20 protein-coding genes are annotated in these 18,234 nt (G+C 67.9%); 2 read left to right on the top strand and 18 right to left on the bottom strand.

Annotation, left to right across the window (positions count from 1 at the left end):
* Positions 1–188 precede the first annotated feature (188 nt).
* From folK to dacB, 12 genes are all read right to left on the bottom strand, one after another.
* Positions 189–746, bottom strand: a complete 558-nt coding sequence (gene folK / locus ABD231_RS13185; protein WP_344149967.1) for a 2-amino-4-hydroxy-6-hydroxymethyldihydropteridine diphosphokinase — start codon at positions 744–746, stop codon at positions 189–191.
* Positions 743–1,132 (bottom strand): dihydroneopterin aldolase, encoded by a 390-nt coding sequence (gene folB / locus ABD231_RS13180; protein WP_344149965.1) that lies wholly within the window; start codon positions 1,130–1,132, stop codon positions 743–745. Before folB ends, folK begins: the two co-directional genes overlap by 4 nt.
* On the bottom strand, positions 1,129–1,602 hold the full coding sequence (locus ABD231_RS13175) for a nuclear transport factor 2 family protein (protein ID WP_344149963.1): 474 nt from the start codon (positions 1,600–1,602) through the stop codon (positions 1,129–1,131). The genes folB and ABD231_RS13175 overlap by 4 nt, the downstream gene beginning before the upstream one ends.
* Positions 1,599–2,396 (bottom strand): dihydropteroate synthase, encoded by a 798-nt coding sequence (gene folP, locus ABD231_RS13170; protein ID WP_344150121.1) that lies wholly within the window; start codon positions 2,394–2,396, stop codon positions 1,599–1,601. Before folP ends, ABD231_RS13175 begins: the two co-directional genes overlap by 4 nt.
* Positions 2,397–2,655: 259 nt before the next feature.
* A complete protein-coding gene (locus tag ABD231_RS13165) occupies positions 2,656–3,822 on the bottom strand; it encodes a S1 family peptidase (protein ID WP_344149961.1) in 1,167 nt (388 codons plus the stop codon).
* A gap of 177 nt (positions 3,823–3,999) precedes the next feature.
* Positions 4,000–4,236, bottom strand: coding sequence for a type II toxin-antitoxin system Phd/YefM family antitoxin (locus ABD231_RS13160; RefSeq protein ID WP_344149959.1), 237 nt, complete (start codon positions 4,234–4,236; stop codon positions 4,000–4,002).
* Positions 4,237–4,265: 29 nt separating this feature from the next.
* Positions 4,266–4,838 carry a GTP cyclohydrolase I FolE gene (gene folE / locus ABD231_RS13155; RefSeq protein ID WP_344149957.1) on the bottom strand — a complete coding sequence of 191 codons (573 nt, stop codon included), beginning with the start codon at positions 4,836–4,838 and terminating at the stop codon, positions 4,266–4,268.
* 63 nt (positions 4,839–4,901) lie between these two features.
* The gene (gene ftsH / locus ABD231_RS13150; RefSeq protein WP_344149955.1) at positions 4,902–6,941 is read right to left on the bottom strand and encodes an ATP-dependent zinc metalloprotease FtsH; all 2,040 of its coding nucleotides are present in this window, start codon (positions 6,939–6,941) and stop codon (positions 4,902–4,904) included.
* 162 nt (positions 6,942–7,103) lie between these two features.
* Entirely contained in the window at positions 7,104–7,655 is a 552-nt protein-coding gene (hpt, locus tag ABD231_RS13145; RefSeq protein ID WP_344149953.1) for a hypoxanthine phosphoribosyltransferase, read from the bottom strand.
* A 5-nt stretch (positions 7,656–7,660) separates the two neighbouring features.
* A complete protein-coding gene (tilS, locus tag ABD231_RS13140; RefSeq protein ID WP_344149951.1) occupies positions 7,661–8,722 on the bottom strand; it encodes a tRNA lysidine(34) synthetase TilS in 1,062 nt (353 codons plus the stop codon).
* Positions 8,694–9,788 (bottom strand): zinc-dependent metalloprotease, encoded by a 1,095-nt coding sequence (locus ABD231_RS13135; RefSeq protein ID WP_344149949.1) that lies wholly within the window; start codon positions 9,786–9,788, stop codon positions 8,694–8,696. Before ABD231_RS13135 ends, tilS begins: the two co-directional genes overlap by 29 nt.
* Before the next feature lie 28 nt (positions 9,789–9,816).
* Positions 9,817–11,157 carry a D-alanyl-D-alanine carboxypeptidase/D-alanyl-D-alanine endopeptidase gene (dacB, locus tag ABD231_RS13130; protein ID WP_344149947.1) on the bottom strand — a complete coding sequence of 447 codons (1,341 nt, stop codon included), beginning with the start codon at positions 11,155–11,157 and terminating at the stop codon, positions 9,817–9,819.
* 50 nt (positions 11,158–11,207) lie between these two features.
* Here dacB and ABD231_RS13125 point away from each other — a divergent pair, with 50 nt between their 5' ends.
* Positions 11,208–11,696 (top strand): inorganic diphosphatase, encoded by a 489-nt coding sequence (locus tag ABD231_RS13125; protein WP_344149945.1) that lies wholly within the window; start codon positions 11,208–11,210, stop codon positions 11,694–11,696.
* Between the two features lie 46 nt (positions 11,697–11,742).
* Here ABD231_RS13125 and ABD231_RS13120 read toward each other — a convergent pair whose 3' ends face one another.
* Positions 11,743–12,174, bottom strand: coding sequence for a MarR family winged helix-turn-helix transcriptional regulator (locus tag ABD231_RS13120; protein ID WP_344149943.1), 432 nt, complete (start codon positions 12,172–12,174; stop codon positions 11,743–11,745).
* Positions 12,175–12,248: 74 nt separating this feature from the next.
* Here ABD231_RS13120 and ABD231_RS13115 point away from each other — a divergent pair, with 74 nt between their 5' ends.
* On the top strand, positions 12,249–13,208 hold the full coding sequence (locus tag ABD231_RS13115) for a quinone oxidoreductase family protein (RefSeq protein ID WP_344149941.1): 960 nt from the start codon (positions 12,249–12,251) through the stop codon (positions 13,206–13,208).
* A gap of 3 nt (positions 13,209–13,211) precedes the next feature.
* Here ABD231_RS13115 and ABD231_RS13110 read toward each other — a convergent pair whose 3' ends face one another.
* The 5 genes from ABD231_RS13110 to ABD231_RS13090 form a co-directional block, all read right to left on the bottom strand.
* Positions 13,212–13,409 carry a hypothetical protein gene (locus ABD231_RS13110; RefSeq protein ID WP_344149938.1) on the bottom strand — a complete coding sequence of 66 codons (198 nt, stop codon included), beginning with the start codon at positions 13,407–13,409 and terminating at the stop codon, positions 13,212–13,214.
* Positions 13,409–14,758, bottom strand: a complete 1,350-nt coding sequence (locus ABD231_RS13105; protein ID WP_344149936.1) for a C40 family peptidase — start codon at positions 14,756–14,758, stop codon at positions 13,409–13,411. The genes ABD231_RS13110 and ABD231_RS13105 overlap by 1 nt, the downstream gene beginning before the upstream one ends.
* Before the next feature lie 229 nt (positions 14,759–14,987).
* Positions 14,988–15,800, bottom strand: a complete 813-nt coding sequence (locus tag ABD231_RS13100; protein ID WP_344149934.1) for an endonuclease/exonuclease/phosphatase family protein — start codon at positions 15,798–15,800, stop codon at positions 14,988–14,990.
* Positions 15,797–16,885 carry a WD40/YVTN/BNR-like repeat-containing protein gene (locus tag ABD231_RS13095; protein WP_344149932.1) on the bottom strand — a complete coding sequence of 363 codons (1,089 nt, stop codon included), beginning with the start codon at positions 16,883–16,885 and terminating at the stop codon, positions 15,797–15,799. Before ABD231_RS13095 ends, ABD231_RS13100 begins: the two co-directional genes overlap by 4 nt.
* A 21-nt stretch (positions 16,886–16,906) precedes the next feature.
* Positions 16,907–18,181: a ThuA domain-containing protein gene (locus tag ABD231_RS13090; protein WP_344149930.1), complete on the bottom strand. Its 1,275-nt coding sequence runs from the start codon at positions 18,179–18,181 to the stop codon at positions 16,907–16,909.
* Positions 18,182–18,234: the final 53 nt, after the last annotated feature.

The raw sequence follows: 18,234 nt of genomic DNA, 5'->3' as shown, positions 1-18,234 counted from the left end.
CAGCCAGGAGATGTTCGGCGCGACACCGTCGCCGGCCTCGATCGCCTTGATCATCGTGAAACCGACCGCGGCACCCAGTACGGCGATCGCCACCAGCAGCCGCCGAGAGGTCGGCCGCACCGAGCCCGGACGCCGTGGTTCCTGGCCGGAACCAGGAGCGCGACCGGACTCGGGACCGCCGGAGGCCACTACTGGAGCTCGAGATCGAGCTTGGTCACACCTTCGGTGCCGACCTTCTCCAGCAGCTCCGCGACCGGGCCGTGCCCGAGCAGGACGGCGTCCGGCTCGATGTCCAGCCACGGCGCCAGCACGAACGCACGCTCGTGCGCCCGCGGGTGCGGGATGGTCAGCTCCTCGGACTCGATCGTCTTCTTGCCGTAGGTGATCAGGTCGACGTCCAGCGTCCGCGGCGCGCCCTTCACACTGCGCTCCCGGCCGAAGGCCTGCTCGATCGCGTGCGCGCGGTCCAGCAGCAGCTCGACCGACAGCGTCGAGTCGGCCAGCAGGACGACGTTCAGATACGGGCCGGACTCGTCCGGACCGCCGATCGGCTGGGTCTCGTAGACCGGCGAGACATCGACCACGACGACGTCCGGGGTGTCCCGCAGCGCGTCGATCGCGCCCTGCAGGTTCGCCTCACGGTCGCCGAGATTACTGCCGAGCGACAGGATCACCTGGCGGATCGGCTTGAGGCCACCACTCAGGGTGTCCGCGTCGATGACGTAAGGACTTGGGGTCTCGGTCACGAGAATTCTCCGGCTCTGCGCTGCACGGTCAGGACAACGTCGTCGAACGGCACCGAGATCGGCGCCGAGGGTTTGTGGATGGTCACCGCGGTCGCTGTCACCCGCCGGTCGGCGAGACACAGGTCGGCGATGCGCTGGGCGAGGGTCTCGATCAGATCCACCGGGTCGTTCTCGATCGCCCGGTGCACCTGCTCGGCCACCACGCCGTAGTTCACGGTGTCGGCCAGGTCGTCGGAGGCCGCCGCGGGACGGGTGTCCAGCTCCAGCCGGACGTCCACGACGAACTCCTGCCCGTCGGCCCGCTCGTGCTCGAACACCCCGTGGCGTCCGAACCCCCGGATGCCCCGGATTTCAATCACGTCAGGAGGGAGCACGGGACTACTCATTCCGCCTCCTCCGGTTGACCCCCAGACGACAGTACCGGGGAGGCATGGTGGATCCACAACCGCCAGCCGGTGGAAGTTCTGCGGAAGACATTGGTGGCGAGCGCCTTGCCGCCCGCGAAACCCTCTTCCGGAGCACCTTCACCCGACGACAGGACATTCTCCGTACACGTGACGTATGCCACGTCTTCATCCACCCGCACCTGGACGTCGGTGAGGAAGAACTGGATGTACGGCGTGTTCGCGAAGATCATCGCCCAGGCCCGCATCATCTCGGAGTACCCGTAGATGGCGGCGTTGCCGGGGTGGATGCAGACCGGGTCCGGTTCCGGCAGCCAGACGGCCGCCATCAGATCCAGGTCGCCGGCCTCGAACGCGTTGTAGAACGCGGTGTTGGCGTTCAGCACGACGTCCTCGACCGTCGTCCCGCGGGCGCCTTCACTCGGCCGGGGGCTCCCGGATCCGTCCGTCATACGGTTCCCCATCTCTTCGCCACTCGGACCGCGTCCACGCTGGGGGCCACCGCATGCGCCCGGATACACCAGGCACCCGCGGCGGCGGCCAGGGCGGTAACGGCCGCGCTCGCATCGTCTCGTCGTACGGCCGGTCTGGGTTCGCCGGTTTGCTCGTCGGCGAGCAGCCTACCGAGGAACGCCTTCCGGGACGCACCGATCAGCAACGGCCGGCCCAGTACGGCGAATTCCGGCAGCCGGCGGAGGATCTCCCAGTTGTGGTCGGCGTTCTTCGCGAAGCCGAGACCGGGGTCCAGCGCGACCCGGTCCAGATCGACCCCGGCCGCGCGCATCACCTCGATCCGCTCGCCCAGCTCGGCGATCACCTCGGCGACCACATCGCCGTACTCGGCCTTGTTCTGCATGTCGATCGAATGCCCGCGCCAATGCATGCAGACATACGGCGTACGGCGTTCTGCGACCAGCGCGAGCATGTCCGGGTCGGCCTGGCCGCCGGACACGTCGTTGATCATCGCGGCCCCGGCATCGAGGGCCAGCGCGGCGATCTCGGAGCGCATGGTGTCGACCGAGATCAGCGCGCCCTCGGCGGCCAGTGTCTCGATCACCGGCAGCACCCGGCGGATCTCCTCGGCCGGGGCCGGCCGCACGGCACCTGGCCGGGTCGACTCACCACCCACGTCGAGCAGGTCGGCGCCCTCGGCGAGCAACTCGCGGCCGTGCTTGATCGCGGCAGCAGGTTCGAACCACTCACCGCCGTCGGAGAACGAGTCCGGTGTCACGTTCACGACACCCATGACGAGGCTCCGGTCCAGCACCGGTAGCCCGTCCACGTGACCCCACGACCCGATTCCCACCCGCCCACCGTAGTGGGCGGCACCGACAGCCGTGTCGCGTGGGCGGTGGGATTTGAGCGATAGCGGTGGCTGGGTGCGTGCATCGTGGTGCTTGAGGCGCGTCGTCGATGCGGTGTTCATCGTCGGCGTGACTCAAGTGCCGCGAGGTGCGTGCCCAGGCGCCGCTAGTGCCAAATGCCACCGCCCACGCGGCACCTAATCAGCTACCCAGGACGAGGCTGGTCTGGGTGCCGCGGAGGGCTTCCTCGATCGGTTGGGAGTAGGACTCGTTGGGGCGGTTGGACTTGTCCAGGCACTTGCCGTCGATCAGCGCCGCGCCGCTGGTGATGCCCTGGGCGTAGTTGCCGGTCATGTTGGCGCCACCGGAGTCACCGGACTCGACACAGGCGGTGTGCTGGAACAGGCCGCGGACGACGCGGTTGTTGCCGTAGTTCACCGTCACGTTGTTGGCAACGATCCGGCCGCAGGTCCACCCGGTGCTCTTGCCCGACTTGCACAGCTCGGATCCGACCGTGGGACTCGCCGTCCCGTACACCGCGACACTGCCGGAACCCCAACCCTCGACGTACCCCTGCTGGTCCCAGCCTTCGATCACGTCCACGCTGCCGAAGTCGTTGCCCGGGAAGCTTGAGGTGATCGTGTTGCCGAGAATGTAGCCGTTGCGCGAGAACGACGGTCTGCCGGAGGTGCAGTGGCCGGCCGTCAGGAAGACCCGGGTGCCCTTGCTGCTGCGGGCGTTGAAGCCGAGCGAGCAGACATACCCGGTGTTCTTGTCGACCTGGAGGCCGCCGCGCAGGCTGAAGTCATCAGCCGTCGGCGTCACCTTGCCGTAGACCGTCCGCACCGTGACCTGGTCGCCGTGCTCCTTGGCCCGCTCCAGGAACCGCTCGGTGAACACATCGTGCGCCCCCTTCGGAACGCTGACCACGACCGTGCCGCTGATCGGATCGACGTACCAGGACCGCACCTTGCCCGGCCGCGACTTGACCGCCAGCCGGTTCAGCTCGGCCTGCACGGAGTTCAGCTCGGAAGCGGTAAAACGCACCAACTTCGGCACCGCCCCAGCAGCCCGGACCAGCTCGGCCGTCGCCACATCAGACACCGCGACAATCAGCTCACCCGCGTTGTCGTAATAACTGCCGACCGCCCGCGACCCAAGCTCACTCTGCAGCGCATCCGCCGTTAGTTTCGTTGCAGCCTTCTGAGCGGTGGACTGTCCGACGAGTTTCGTCGGCTCCACCCGCGGCCCGTCCACCACTGGACGCTTGGCGTCATCCGCAGTGGCCCAGTTGGCCGCCACCAACCCGGCGGCTGTCAGTACAGCAGCGCCGGCGAGTGCGGCGCCGACCCGGTAACGCCCCGACATTCCTTGTCCTCCTCACCGCCGGCGCCCGTTCCCCGTCGATCGAACGCCCTTACGGAAAGTAAACGCATCGGAACGGAATGTCCACAGCTACCAGCTCACAATCCCCAACGACCGAGTCTCAATGGAGCTACGCACTGAGCTCGATGGGAAGCTCATGCCGGCCGCACGGCAGGCAGCTCACGGTGTTGCGGTCGTGCTCGGCTGAGCCTGGCGCAGGCTCTCGAGCAGTCGGCGCGCATTTTCCGGTACCCCCAGGAGGTGCGCTGTTTCCGCCAAGGCCCGGTACTCGTCGAGTGACATGAGCACGGCATCGCCGGCTTCCGACGTGATCAACACCCGGGTCCGGTCATCATTCACCTGCGCGATCAGCCGAAGCAGATCCCTGCGTGCGGCCGAAGCCGTCGACACCTCCATCGTTCTCCTCGGTCGCGGTCAGCTCATCGTCAGCCGACGATGAGGCTCATGGCTTCGGCTCGGGTGACGGGGTTGCGGAGCTGGCCGCGGACGGCGGAGGTGATGGTTTTGGCGCCGGGTTTGCGGACGCCGCGCATGGTCATGCAGAGGTGTTCGCACTCGATCACGACGATGACGCCGCGGGGTTCGAGGAGTTCGACCAGGGATTCGGCGATCTGGGTGGTGAGGCGTTCCTGGACCTGGGGGCGTTTGGCGTAGACGTCGACCAGGCGGGCGAGTTTGGACAGGCCGGTGATCCGGCCGTCGCGGTTCGGGATGTAGCCGACGTGGGCGACGCCGGTGAACGGGACCAGGTGGTGCTCACAGACGCTCCAGACCTCGATGTCCTTCACCAGGACCATCTCGTCGTGCTCGAGCTCGAACGTCGTACTGAGCACGTCCTCGGGCCGCTGACCGAGGCCGGCGGTGATCTCGGCGTACGAGCGCGCCACCCGGGCCGGGGTGTCCCGCAGGCCGTCGCGGTCCGGGTCCTCCCCGATCGCGAACAGCAGCTCCCGGATCGCGCGCTCGGCCCGGGCATGATCGAAGTTCGGCGACGTCATTCGGTCAGCGTAAGCAGAAGCCCCGCCAACCTGGTGGATGGCGGGGCTTCGAAGAGCGCTAGATCACTCGCTCGGCAACGGCGGGGTCGGGCCGCCACCGTAGTTCGGCGGGTTGACCGACTCGTCCGGGCCGACCGACCCACCGGGCAGTACGTCGGACAGTGAGCCGTTCTGCTGCGCGGTCGGCAGCGGCATCACCGGGGGCTGGTCGGACGGGATCCGGGTCGAGGACCCGGTCCAGGCCGGCCGCCGGTCCTTCTTCACGATCGGGCCGAAGATCTCGGCGATCTGGCCCTTGTCCAGGGTCTCCTTCTCGAGGAGCTCCTCGACCAGGTGGTCCAGCACCGCGCGGTTCTCGACCAGGATGTCGAAGGCTTCCTGGTGCGCGTTCAGGATCAGCTTGCCGACCTCTTCGTCGACCGCGGCCGCGATCTCCTCGGAGTAGTTGCGCTGGCTGCCCAGGTCGCGGCCCAGGAACGGCTCACCGCTGTCCTGACCGAACTTGATCGCACCGAGCCGCTCGGTCATGCCGTACTGCGTGACCATCGCACGGGCGAGCGCGGTCGCCTTCTCGATGTCGTTGCTGGCGCCGGTGGTCGGGTCGTGGAAGACCATCTCCTCGGCGGCGCGGCCACCGAGCATGTAGGCCAGCTTGTCGAGCATCTCCGAGCGGGTGGTCGAGTACTTGTCCTCGTCCGGCAGCACCATCGTGTAACCCAGCGCCCGGCCGCGCGGCAGGATCGTCACCTTGTGCACCGGGTCGGAGTGCGGCAGCGCCGCGGCGACCAGGGCGTGTCCACCTTCGTGGTACGCGGTGAGGACCTTCTCCTTGTCCGACATCAAGCGGGTACGACGCTGCGGGCCCGCGATCACGCGGTCGATCGCCTCGTCCAGCGCCTTGTTGTCGATCACCTGCATGTTCGAGCGGGCGGTCAGCAGGGCCGCCTCGTTCAGCACGTTGGCCAGGTCGGCACCGGTGAAGCCCGGTGTCCGGCGGGCGACCGCGGTCAGGTCGACGTCCTGCGACATCGGCTTGCCCCGGGCGTGCACCTTCAGGATCTGCTCACGGCCCGGCAGGTCCGGCGCGTCGACGGCGATCTGCCGGTCGAAGCGGCCGGGCCGCAGCAGGGCCGGGTCGAGGACGTCGGGCCGGTTGGTGGCCGCGATCAGGATCACACCGCCGCGGACGTCGAAGCCGTCCATCTCGACCAGCAGCTGGTTCAGCGTCTGCTCGCGCTCGTCGTGCCCACCGCCGAGGCCCGCACCACGGTGCCGGCCGACGGCGTCGATCTCGTCGATGAAGACGATCGCCGGCGCGTTGGTCTTGGCCTGCTCGAACAGGTCGCGCACCCGGGAGGCACCGACGCCGACGAACATCTCGACGAAGTCCGAACCGGAGATCGAGTAGAACGGCACGCCGGCCTCACCCGCGACCGCACGGGCCAGCAGGGTCTTACCGGTACCGGGCTGGCCGTAGAGCAGCACACCCTTGGGGATCTTGGCGCCGACGGCCTGGAACTTGCCGGGCTCCTGGAGGAACTCCTTGATCTCGCCGAGTTCCTCGATCGCCTCGTCACAGCCGGCCACGTCGGCGAAGGTGGTCTTCGGGGTGTCCTTGGTGATCAGCTTGGCCTTCGACTTCGCGAAGCTCATCACCCGCGAGCCGCCGCCCTGCATCGAGTTCATCAGGAAGATGAAGACCACCGCGATCAGCAGGAACGGGATCAGCGTCTGGAACACCTGGCCGATGAAACTCGGCTTCGGGTTCTCGACGTTGTACTTCTCGACCTTGCCGTTCTGGTAGAGGTCCTGCAGCGACGCGCCCAGCGAGTTCGCCTGGCCGTCCACCCAGTAGGCCCGGATCTTGGTGCCGTCGGCCTTCTCGAGCCGGATCTCCTGGTTCGGGTCGACCAGGGTGACGGTCTTGATCACCTTCTCGCCGGCCGGGGCGTCGGTGGCCTGCTTGATCACCTTGACGACCTCACCGGTCGGCTCGGTCTTGTAGCCGGACGAGCCGGTCAGGAGCTGTCCGATCACCAGCACGCCCAGGAAGGCGAGGATGATCCAGAACAGGGGTCCGCGGAAGATGCGCTTCACGTCCATGATCGAGGCCTACGCCCCGTCCCTCCTAGCTCGGCAGGCCCGGGTTTCGCGGGCTTGAGACGGTACTACCAGTCCAAGTGTCTCGTGCCGGGCAAGGTGGCCGACCACGAGGGTCACCGATAGACGGTACGACCTGTTGTACAGGCTGTCACCAAGTGCGGGTCAGGAGTAGACGTGCGGGGCCAGAGTCGCCACACAGCGCAGGTTCCGGTACTTCTCCGCGTAGTCGAGCCCGTACCCGACGACGAACTCGTCCGGCAGCGAGAGCCCGACGTACTTGACCGGGACCTGCATCTTGGCCGCGCCCGGCTTCACGAACGCCGTGCACAGCTCCAGCGAGGCCGGCTTGCGCGACTCGAGGTTGCTGACCAGCCAGCTCAGCGTGAGCCCGGTGTCGATGATGTCCTCGACGATCAGCACGTGCCGGTTGGTGATGTCGGTGTCCAGGTCCTTCTGGATCCGCACCACGCCGGACGACTTGGTGCCCGACCCGTACGACGAGATCGCCATCCAGTCCATCTCCACGTGCCGCGTGAAGGACCGAGCCAGGTCGGCCATCACCATCACCGCCCCGCGCAGAACGCCTACCAGCAGCAGGTCCTTGCCGTGGTAGTCCTCCTCGATCCGACCGGCCAGTTCCCGCAGCTTCGCCAGGATCTGGTCCTCGGTGTAATGGATCTGGGTCAGGTCCTTCTCGATGTCCGCCGCATCCACGGGCGTCAGCCTGTCATATCCGGACCGAAGATTATGAATCCGCCACGGCGGATGGCGCGGACGCCTTGGGGTAGGTCGATCCAGCGCTGACCGCGCCAGTCGGTGATCAGCGCGTCGACGGCTGCGACGTGGCCTGCGTTCAGGTCAGTGGCTCGGGAGCCGGCCTCCAACGCCGCCTGCCGCAGGACCCGCGTGCGGAGCGCAGCGGGCTCGTCGGCAACCATCCCGACGTCACACAACACCTCCCCATCAGTACGACGTACTGCCGTCTCCGCGAGGTCTGCCGCCAGCATGTCGAGGGCGTCGGCGTCCGCCCGAAGCAGTCCGGCCGTTCGGGCCAGCGCTTCGACCACGCCAGGTCCCAGAGCGACTTCGAGCACCGGCAGCACCTCATGGCGCACCCGGACCCGCGTGTACGACGGGTCGTCGTTGTGCGGGTCATGCCAGGGCCGCAGGCCGGCCGCGATACAGGCTGCTGCCGTAGTGGCGCGTGGAACCTCCAGGAGCGGCCGTCGGAGCAGTCCGGCGACCGCGGCCATCCCAGCGAGCGATCTGGCCCCGGAACCGCGTCCTAGCCCCAGTAAGACAGTCTCCGCCTGGTCGTCTCGCGTATGCGCCAGCAGTACGACGTCCGCCCCGAACTCGTCAGCGGCCGCCCGCAGAGCGTCGTACCGGGCTGTTCGGGCCGCACCCTCCGGACCGCCCTCGCCGCCGACCTCTACCGCGCGGACCTGGACGGGATCGAGCCCCAGCCCGCGACACTGCTCCGCAGCGATCTCCGCAGTCTGGGCGGAGTCCGGCTGCAGACCGTGGTCGACGATGACAGCCCCTGCCCGCAGCCCCAGCTTCGGCGCCTCGAACGCAGTCGCGGCAGCAAGCGCGAGTGAGTCGGTCCCTCCCGAGCAGGCGACCAGAGCGGTAGTTCCGGTCGGCAGATCGGACAGGCCGGATCGCACCGCCTCGCGAGTGCGCGCGATCGCAGGATGCAGCCGGCCGCGGCGCTCGGCGACCAGTTCCTCGGCGGTCTTACCGCCGGACTCAGCCGTGGAGTCGACTGACCCAGGCATCGGGGTTCGCGATCTCGTTCTTGGTGGGCAGTGTGTTCGGCCCGGTCCAGACCCGGTTGAAGCCTTCCATGCCGACCTGCTCCACCACGCGCCGCACGAACGCGGCACCGTCCTTGTACTGCTTCAGCTTCGCGTCCAGTCCGAGCAGCTTCTTCAGCAGTTGGTCCACCGGGTTCCCGCCCTGGCGCCGGGAGGTGAACTTCGACCGGATGGCGTCCACGGTCGGAATCACCGACGGCCCGACCCCGTCCATCACGAAGTCCGCATGACCCTCCAGCAACGACATGACCGCGGTCAACCGATCCAGCACCGCACGCTGCTCCGGCGACTGCATCAGGTCTACGAGGCTCAGGTCGGCCTCACCACGCACCGACCGCCCGAGCCGCTGCACGGCCTCCCGGAACATCGCCGCGTACGCCGATGCGTCCAGCTCGGCCTGGTCGAGGAACAGCCCGATCTCGGAGCGCAGGTGGTCCCGCAGCCACGGAACCGCGGTGAACTGCACCCGGTGCGTCTCCTCGTGCAGACACACCCACAACCGGAAGTCCCGCGGTACGACGCCCAGCTCGTTCTCGACCTGCATGACGTTCGGAGCGACCAGCAGCAGCCGGCCGGTGAGGTCAGGCCGAGCCGGGTCAGGCTCCGAGGGGTAGAACGGGTCGAACTGACCGAGCACACGGGACGACAGGAACGCCAGCAGTGCACCGGCCTCGATCGCGGTCACCCGGGAACCGACCGCGGACGACAGCCCGCCACTCCGCTCGGCCTTCTCGCGCAGCTTGTCCGCCAGCGGCTGCATCACGGTCCGGAAGCCATCGGCGTTCGCCTGGACCCAGCCGGGCCGGTCCACGATCACCACCGGCGCAGTGGCCGACGTGGCCCGCAGCCCGGTGAAGTCACGGACGTGCTGCTCGGAGTCGACCGCGAACTGGCGTAGCTCGGCGACCACCTGGTCCGCCTCGGCCCGGCTGACCACCGGGCCCGGGCGCAGCAGCTTGCGCGCCACACCGGTCGCCAGCTGCCAGTCGACCATCTCAGCCGCAGTATCGCCGTCCGCCGTACTCATAAGTTGACCCTAGGTCATGGAACAAGCCTCAGCACCCACAGTTGGCCAGAGCAGCGGCTGCTCTGTCCAGTGCGGCCCGGGCGTCGAGCGTCTTGGCGACCGGGACGCTGTCACTCGCCACAGCGAACGCCAGCAACGTGCCGCTCCGCGTCCGGACCATTCCGGCCAGGCTGTGCACCCCAGTCAGCGTGCCGGTCTTCGCCCGGACCAGTCCGGTTCCAGCGCCCGCGCTGGCTGAGCCGAAGCGGTCTTCCAGCGAACCGGTGAAGCCTGCGATCGGCAGTCCGGTCAGAAGGTGCCGCAGCTCCGGGTGGTCCTTCGAAGCGGCCACCCGGACCGCACCGGCCAGCAGATCGAGCGGGACCTTGTTCGTCCGGGTCAGACCGCTGCCGTCGTAGATCTGCGCCTTGCCGACGTTCAGTCCGAGCTTGGTGAGCGTCTCTTCGAGCCCAGTGACGCCCCCGGCGTACGAGCCGCCGTTCTTCGTCGCCAGGCCGACGTGACGCAGCAGCACCTCCGCACCGTCGTTGTCGCTGTGCAGGTTCACGTATTCGACGATCTGCCCGACAGTCGGCGACGCCACCTTCGCCAGCGCCTCCGCACCAGCCGGTGCGGTCTTCGGCTTCGCAGCACCCGCGACCTTGATGCCATTGGCCACCAGCAGCTTGCTGAAGGCAATGGCCGCGGCCTGCGACGGCGAGTCCGACCGCTTGGACATCCCCTTCGCGATCCGCCCCTCGTCCACCCACAGCGCCGACGTCCGCGCGGCAATGCCTTCGGGCAGGTAGTTCGACTCCCACTTCGCGTTGCCGGCCGGGCCGGTGAACAGGGAAGCGTCGTACCCGAGGGTGACGCTGGTGACACCCTGCGCCTTCAGAGCCTTCGCCGTGCTCGCGGCCAGGGCCGACAGTGTCGCGCGGGTCGGGTAGCCGTCCGACGGCTTCGCAGTCAGCAGGGGGTCGCCGCCACCGACGAGCACGATCGAGCCCTTGCCCCCGCTGACCACCTTCGTGGTGAACCGGTGCTCCGGTCCGAGCGCGGACAGTGCCGAGACCGTGGTCAACAGCTTCAGCGTCGACGCAGGTGTGTACGTCGTCGCTGCACCGGTCGAGAACACCACCTTGCCGCGGTCGACGTCGTACACATAAACACCGCGATGCTTGCCCAGCGACGGGTCCGCGAGGACTGCGGCCAGCGCCCGCTGCACACCCGCCGTAGTCGGCGCTGCACCCTCCGGCGTGGCCGGAGTGAGCACTGCGGGGGCGGATACCCCAGCAGATTGCACAGTGGCGCTCGCCCCGCCCGCCAGCCCGAGACACAGGGTTGAGGCGAGCAGCGTGACGAACACCGCACGAGGAGGACGGGCCACCGGGCTGCTCCTGTCATTTGGTCGGTCCGAACCGTGACAGTATCTGCCGTATGGAGTTCGACGTCTTCATCGAGATCCCCAAGGGCACCCGCAACAAGTACGAGCTGGACCACAAGACGAACCGGCTGCGGCTCGACCGCACCCTGTTCACGGCCACTCAGTACCCGTCCGACTACGGCTTCATCGAGGACACCCTGGGCCAGGACGGCGACCCGCTGGACGCGCTCGTCCTGCTGACCGAGCCGACCTTCCCCGGCTGCCTGATCAAGGCCCGGGCGATCGGCATGTTCCGGATGACCGACGAGAAGGGCCCGGACGACAAGGTCCTCTGCGTCCCCGCCGGTGACCCGCGCCAGGAGCACCTGCGCGACATCCACCACGTGCCGGAGTTCGACCGCCTCGAGATCCAGCACTTCTTCGAGGTCTACAAGGACCTGGAGCCGGGCAAGTCCGTCGAGGGCGCCACCTGGGTCGGCCGCGCCGACGCCGAGGCCGAGATCAGCGCCTCCTTCGAGCGCCTGAAGACCGAAGGCCACTGACCGCACCACCTGACCGCCGGCCCGCTACTGCGGCGCCGGCGGTTCGTCATTCCCCGCTGACCCGGCTGAGCAGCCCGAGCAGTACCTTGCGCTCCGCGGCGGTGAGCGGCGCCAGCAGTTCGTCCTCGGCCGCGTAGATCAGCCGGTCCATCGCCACCAGCTGCTTGCGGCCGGCCGCGGTGATCGCGACGATCTTGCGCCGCCGATCACCCGGGTCGACCCGGCGCGCGACGTACCCGACCTCTTCCAGCTCGTCGAGCACGTTGACGAGGTCACTGCGGTCGAGACCGATCCGGTCGGCCAGCGTCGCCTGAGCCGCCTCACCGTCGCCGTCCAGGCTGGCCATCACGTGGTAGTGCTGCGTCCGCACGCCCGCCTCGAGCATGTGCTGCCGGACCAGCCGCTGGGACTGCAGACTCGCCCGCCCCAACGCCCAGAGCACCCGATCGGCCAGGCGGTGGTTCGGCGATTTCTGCACCTGTCCACTGTAAGACTCTTGAGATATCGTGGGTATCACCCATTATTTACAGCACCCACAGTCTGGAGTAGTTCATGCGCGCAGTGCGCTACCACACCCATGGCGGCCCCGAGGTCCTGCAGCTCGACGACGTCGAGGTCCCCACACCCGCCACCGGCCAGGTCCTGGTCGAGGTCGAGGCGATCGGGACGAACGCGATCGACGGCGTCTTCCGCTCCGGCACCAGCCCGTGGCCGCGTCCGCTGCCCGGCAAGCTCACCGGCGATGTGGTCGGCCGAATCACCCAGCTCGGCCCGGACACCAGGTTTGCGGTCGGCGACCGAGTGGCCGGGCTGTCCGAAGACGCCTTCGCCGAGTACGCCGTACTGGATGCCGCCTTCCTAGCCACGATTCCCGACGGAGCCGACGCCGGAGCCGCGACGATGATGTCGATGTCCGGACCGCTCGCCCTCCGCCTCCTCGAAGCAGGCCGGGTCCCGGCTGGCGGCACCGTGCTGATCCAGTCAGCCGCGGGCGGAGTCGGTCACCTCGCCGTCCAGCTCGCCCGCACCTTTGACCCCAAGACAATCATCGGTACGGCGTCCTCGCCCGCCCGACTGGACTTCATCCGATCACTCGGCGCCGAGGCCGTCGACCTGACCGACCCCGATTGGCCGGCCCAGGTCCGCAGCCTGGCCCCCGACGGTGTCGACACGGTCCTGGACTCGGTCGGCGGAACCGTCTTCAACCAAGGCCTCGACCTGGTTCGCCCACTCGGCACGATGGTCACGTACGGCGCCATCACCGGCGAACTGCCGACCGTCCCGGCCTCCGCCCTCTTCAACCTCCGGTCCGTGACCGGCCTCTCGATGCTCGCCTGGCGAGCCGCCCGCCCGGACCTGGCCCGCAACGACATCGCCGAGGTCACTCGCCACTGGCAGTCCGGCGAACTCCAGCCCGCCGTCCACGCCAGCTACCGACTGGCCGACGTACAGGAACTCCACAAGGCACTCGACGCTCGTGTTGCCCTCGGCCGCCTGATCGCCACGACCTGATGCCTACCAGCCGATCAGCGAGTACGACGTGAACTCGTTCCGGCCCGCTATCGGCTCCACGGTGTCGGGCGCACCCGCACTCGGCAACGGCGACTCAATATCGTTGCCGACGGCACCCAACGGAGCACTCACCTCGTTGGGGGTCCGGCGGATCCAGGACATCGCGGTGGCGATCATCGCCCTGCTTCGCAAGGGATTCATCACGGGCGCCCGAAGAAGTCCGGGGGTTCCCAGTAGTAGACGCTCTGGATCTGGACCGGCTTACCGGACCGCGGTGCGTGGATCATCCGGCCGGCGCCGAGGTACATCGCGACGTGGTGAATGGTGCCGGGGTCGTTGGGGTCGATCGACCAGAAGATCAGGTCGCCCGGCCGCAGTTCGTCTTCGTCGATGTGCCGGGTCTGCTCGTACTGCGCCACGCTGTAGTGCGGCAACTGAACGCCCGCCCGTTTCCAGGCGCCCATCATCAGACCCGAGCAGTCCCAGCGGGACGGACCGGTGCCGCCCCACAGGTACATGTCGCCGAGCTGGGACAGCGCGAAGGCGATCGCACGGCTCGCGCCGCGGCCCGAACCGCCGTTCCCACCGTTGCCCGGGCGCTCCCGCGGCGGCTTCTTCTTGCCGGGATTCTTCTTACCCTGCTCGCGTTCACGGGCACGCTCGGCGGCCTCCCGAGCCCGTTCGCGGGCGCGCTCGGCGGCCTCGCGGGCCTCGATCTTGCGGCGCAGTTCGGCTGCCTTCTGAGCGGCAATTGCGGCGGCGCGCTGTCGCGCAAGCTCCTCGAGCCCCCGCTGCCGCTGTGCGGCGACCTGTACGGATGTGTTCTGCAGGACGGCCAGCTGCGCGATCGACTGCTGCCGCTGGACACCCATCGCGGTCACCGCGGCCGACTGCGCAGCCTCGGCGGCCTCGGCCGCCTTCTTCGCCTTGGCGGCCTCTTCGGTCGCGTGCTTCACCTTGGTGACGGCCTGGTCGGCCTGCACCTTGAACAGGTTGGTGACCACCTGGTTCGCCGAGTAGCGCAGGTACGAACCCTGCATCGCGCTCGACACCGTATGCGCCGTACCGGCCGAGTCGAGCAGCTGCTGCGGCCCTTCCGCGGTGAACAGCGGCGCCAGCTTCGCGATGTCGCCACCACCTTGGTACGACGCGACCGCGAACCGGCCGATCTGCTGCCGCTGAGTGTTCAGCGTCTTCTCGGCCTTGGCCGCCCGCTCAGCCGCCGTAGCGGCCTCCTTCTTGGCCTGCTCGAGCCGGTAGACCGCGCCGTTGTAGGCCTCGTCGGCAATCCCGGACTGGATCCCGAGCTGCTCCAGCCGGGCCTCGGCCGCGGCCAGCTGCTGCTCGATCGCCTTGACCTGCCCGGCCTTGTCGGCAGCGGCCGCCTTGGCCCGGTCGACAGCGGCCTGCGACGGGATCACCGGCGGCTTCGGCTTCGCCTGTGCCGTGACCGGAACCACCATCATGGAGCCGGCCAGACAGACCGCCAGCACACCGGAGAGCCCTGCCCGTGAGAGCACCGCCCTACCGGTCTTCCCAGTGCCGCGCATCTGGTAGTTCCTTCCACCCGGTCACGGTGCCCTTCCCTGGCCCCATGAGCGCTTTTGGTCCTCCTGGACCACATACGTGACACTAGTTGCCTATAGCCCCATTGGGAACACTTTTCCCACAAGTATCTTTGTTTCACCTGCGTGTCGACTTGACAAACTACAAGCTTGTAATTCCACGCAAAGATGCCCGCCGACCGAGGTCGACGGGCATCTGAACCGCTGGGGACGGTCAGCGAAGGGTGAACGAGGCAACCACCGGCAAGTGGTCCGAGGCCAAGCTCACCGGTACGGCGGCCTTCTTCGGGACCAGCTGCGGACTGTGCAGCAGGTAGTCGATCCGGGCGGTCGGGTTGCTCGCCTCGATCGTGTAGCCGGGGCCGACCCCGACCTCGACCCAGGTGTCAGCCAGTACGTCGGTCAGTGTCTTCAGCTCCGGCGTATCCGGCCGAGCGTTCAGGTCGCCGACCAGCAGCGTGGCCTTCCGGGACCGGCCGAGCAGCTCAACCGCCTTCTGCGCCTGCTCGAGCCGCTCAGGCGGGTTGATGTTCGTCAGATGCGTGTTCGCGAACCGCAGCTCGCTGCCCCGAACCTTCAGCGTGGCTACGGCCAGACCGCGCCGCTCACTGCCCGGGTAGAGCGGCAGCAGCGTGTTGGTGAAGTCCTTGATCGGGTACTTCGACAGGATCGCCGTACCGTACTGGCGGCGCGGCTCCCCCGGGTTCACCGGCGGCAGGTCGAGATTCGCGGCGTACGCGTAGTGCATCTTCAGCCGCTTGGCGAACCAGGCCGGCTGATCGACCCAGTTGCTCCGCTCACTCCAGTGCCGATCGACTTCCTGCAGTCCGACGACGTCCGCGCCGTTCTGCTCGATCAGGGCGGCGATGCGTTCCAGATCGAGTACGGCGTCCACTCCCGCGCCATGGTGGATGTTGTACGTCATCACGGTGAGGTCCCGACCCGGCCGACCACCGTCGGGCTGGGCCGCGGCCATCGCGGGAATCGTCATCATCAACGCGACCAGCCCGACGAGCGCACGCTTCACCGGCCGACCACCAACCGCGCGACCGCACCCTTGGCGCCCGATGCCCAGCAACCTGCCTGGACACCGTGACCACCACACTCGACGCTGTCGAAGTTGCCATCGGAGAACTGCGTCCAGCTCCGGCCGCCATCGCGGCTGACGTCACTGCCGGACGGACCGACCGCGATCACCGTGGTCAGCGACCGACTGACCGTCGGCGGCAGGAACGTCGATCCACTCCGATACCCCTTCGGCGCCTTGTCCGCCGGGACCAGCTTCCAGGTGCGGCCCCCGTCGTACGTGACCGATGCGGCCTTGACGGCCTCGGTCGGCTTCAGGAAGTCGCCACCGACCGCCACCCCGAACGACGAGCCGCGGAACGCGAGGCTGAAGATGCCGGCCGCCTCGCCACTGGCCATCGGCGAATCGGACGCCGTCCAGTGCCGACCACCGTCGACCGTGCGGAACACCCGCGGCCGATCACCGCCGCCGGTCGCGAACCACGCCGTACGGCCGGGGCCCGCAACCAGGCAGGTCCCGCTCGCGGCGAACGCGAACTCACCGGGCAGCGCCACCGGCATCCCGTCGTTCGGCTGCACCTTCCACGACTCGCCGCCGTCGCTGGTCGCGGCGATCCGGAACTTGCCGTCCACCGGGTCACTCAGCGCTAGGCCACGACTCTTGTCATTGAATGCGATGCAGTCGTAGAACGCCTTCTCGTCGGTGTTGCGGAACGTCTCCGTCCAGCTCTTACCGCCGTTCACGGTCCGATAGACACGTGAGTCGGTCCCCGGCCCGATCGACAGGATCACCGCCCGCTGCGCATCGAACGCCTGCACATCCCGGAACTGAACAGTCTCCGCACCAGCCGGGCTGACGTTCTGCCAGTGCTTCCCACCATCCACAGTCCGCAGCACCTGCCCCGCGGACCCACCGACCCAGGCGACATCCTTGCTAACCGCCGACAGCCCGCGGAACTGCGCCGTACTCCCCGTCGGCGTCACCTCCCACTTGTACGACGGCCCGCCACCCGCCTGAGCCGGGATCACCTGAGACAGCACCAGCAGACCTCCTGCCGCAACTGCGGCCACACGCAGGATTCTCATGGGCCGCAGACTAGGCGAGGATCAGGCTGCCGTCAGCTTGAAAGACTGAGCAGTGCCGCCATTGCACGTGGACTGCACTAGTTGGGTGCTGTCGGCACTGGATCCGCCCGGGACGGTCAGGCACTTGCTGGTGTGCCGTACGACGAAGTGGAAGTAGCCGCCGCCTTCGGAGACTGCTTGCCACTGCTGGTTGGTGCCACCGCCGTAGGTCCACAGATGCAGACCGGCGTTGTCCTCGGTGGACACGCCACTCACGTCGATCACCTTGGTGGCGTCGTTGCGGTTGTTGACCCGATTGAAGCCATCGGACGTCGGCTGGAACTGGAAGTTCTGCGCGGTGGTCGCGTTGCAGCTGTACTGCTGGATGACCGTGCCGTTGGCAGTACCGGCCGCGCGGGCGTCGAGGCACTTGCCGTTGGCCTTGTTCGCGACCGAGTACCAGGTGCCGGGGGCCGGCTGGTCGACCGGCGGCGTCGTACCGCCACCGCCCAGCCACTTCAATGCGTCCATCGTGAACTGGTTCTGTGCCGCGCTGTCGAACGTCGACGAGAGCCGGGTGTTGGTGTCGTAGTTCATCGCGTTGTGACCCCAGTTCGCGTAGATGACCTTGAAGTTCTTGTTGGTCCACGCGATCGGGTAGTAGCCCGACGTCCAGATGTTGCCGGCCTGGTCGCCGACCGGGAAGCTCGACGGGTCGATCGAGGCGAGCACCTGGATGTTCGGGTTCTGCCGCAGGTCGTTCGTCCAGCCGTACCACTCACTGACCGACGACCGGAACGTCGCGCCGGTGTTCACCAGCGACGGGTGCGAGCGGTTCTCGGCCTTCAGCGTGACCGCGGACGGGTGCCAGGTGTTCGACTTGAACCGGCCGGTGCCGAGCAGCGTGTTGTTGAACCACGGCCAGCCCTGGCTGGCGTCGTTGTAGTTGCTCACATGGAAGCCGAAGAAGCCGCCGCCGTTCTCCATGTAGCGCTGGAACCCCGCCATCTGCGACGAGGCCCACGGCCGGTTGTCCAGGAACATCACCACCTGGTACTGCGAGGCCTGCAGGTTGTTCAGCCGATTCCAGTCATTGGTCGCGGTATAGGTGAAGCCGTTCTGCGCGCCGAACTGCGGGAACCGCTGATTGGCCTCTTTCACCCAGTCGTTGTGCGCCGCGTCCTGGGTGTTGCCGTCGTAGAAGGCCAGCACGTTGAAGGTCGCTTGAACTTGAGCGGCCGCGGAACCCGTCAGCCCGGCCACCATCAGGAGCAGCGCGAGGACGAGTGCGGGCAGGCGGAAGCGAGCGGAAGGCATGGGGCGGTCCTTTCCGGAGGGCGATCCCGGAAAGGGCATTCCGAGACGTCGGG

The organism is Kribbella yunnanensis, from assembly GCF_039529655.1.
GTDB classification, from domain to species: Bacteria; Actinomycetota; Actinomycetes; order Propionibacteriales; family Kribbellaceae; genus Kribbella; species Kribbella yunnanensis.
The sequence above is the reverse complement of the archived record's forward strand: the minus strand, read 5'-3'. Positions and strand labels throughout refer to the sequence as shown.